Source organism: Nocardioides sp. P5_C9_2, from assembly GCF_054049555.1.
The window spans coordinates 1-1,231 of the sequence record NZ_JBFUMD010000723.1 but is presented as its reverse complement, the minus strand read 5'-3'; the positions used below and the strand labels follow the sequence as shown (position 1 = coordinate 1,231).

The window sequence follows — 1,231 nt, the reverse complement described above, 5'->3', positions numbered from 1 at the left end:
AGCCCGAGCAGGTCGAGGCGATCGTCGCCTACATCGGCGAGCACGGCCACGTCATCGACGCCCCGGGCCTCAAGACCGAGCACTACGAGATCTTCGACACCGCGATGGGTGCCCGCTCGCTCAAGCCGATGGGCCACGTGCGGATGATGGCGGCGGCCCAGCCGTTCCTGTCCGGTGCGATCTCCAAGACGGTCAACCTCCCCGAGAACGCCACGGTGGARGAGATCGAGGACGTCTACATGCAGTCCTGGAAGCTCGGCCTCAAGGCGACGGCCATTTATAGAGACAACTGCAAGGTCGGCCAGCCGCTCTCCGACGGTGGCGGCAAGGCCAAGAAGGACGCGGCCGACGCCAAGGACGCTGCGGACGCCGCCGCGACCAAGGTCGTGGAGAAGGTCGTCTACGCCCCGACCCGCAAGCGCCTGCCCAAGTCGCGCGTCTCGCGTACGACGTCCTTCACGGTCGGTGGCGCCGAGGGATACATGACCTCGGGCGCCCACGACGACGGCCAGCTGGGCGAGGTCTTCCTCAAGCTCGGCAAGCAGGGCTCGACCCTCGCCGGCGTCATGGACGCGTTCTCGATCGCCGTCTCGATCGGCCTGCAGTACGGCGTCCCGCTGGAGACCTACGTCTCGAAGTTCACCAACCTGCGCTTCGAGCCCGCCGGCCTCACCGACGACCCGGACGTCCGGATGGCGCAGTCCCTCATGGACTACGTCTGGCGCCGCCTGGCCCTGGACTACCTGTCCTTCGAGGAGCGCTCCGCCCTCGGCATCTACTCCGCCGACGAGCGCCAGCGCCACCTCGAGACCGGCTCCTACGAGCCGATCGTCGAGGAGACCGGCTCCGCCGCCGAGCTCGTCGAGGACCACCCGGTCGTCGCCGAGGTCGTGGACGCGGAGGCGGTCGTCGAGGCTGCGGCCAAGCCGGCCCCCGCGGAGGCCAAGACCACGGCCGAGCTCTTCGAGAAGCTCACCGGCACCGCCGTCGACTCACCGCTGTGCATGACCTGCGGTACGAAGATGCGGCCGGCTGGCTCGTGCTACGTCTGCGAGGGCTGCGGGAGCACCAGCGGCTGCAGCTAGCCAGCATTGCTTCACGAACGGCCCCGGCACCAGCAGGTGTCGGGGCCGTCCTATTGTCGGTGCTCGGTGTTACACAAAGGACTAGCAGCCGCGCCTGGGGTCGGGAAAGCGATGCCCGAACATGACCGATCCGTCAACTCCCAAGC

Annotated in this window: 1 protein-coding gene; it reads left to right on the top strand. The window is 68.2% G+C overall.

Going from position 1 to position 1,231, the window contains the following annotated elements; all coding sequences use genetic code 11:
- Window positions 1-1,085, top strand: a 1,085-nt coding sequence (locus ACXJKL_RS21305; protein ID WP_457208986.1) for a TSCPD domain-containing protein, incomplete at its 5' end; no start/stop codon positions are given.
- Window positions 1,086-1,231 lie beyond the last annotated feature (146 nt).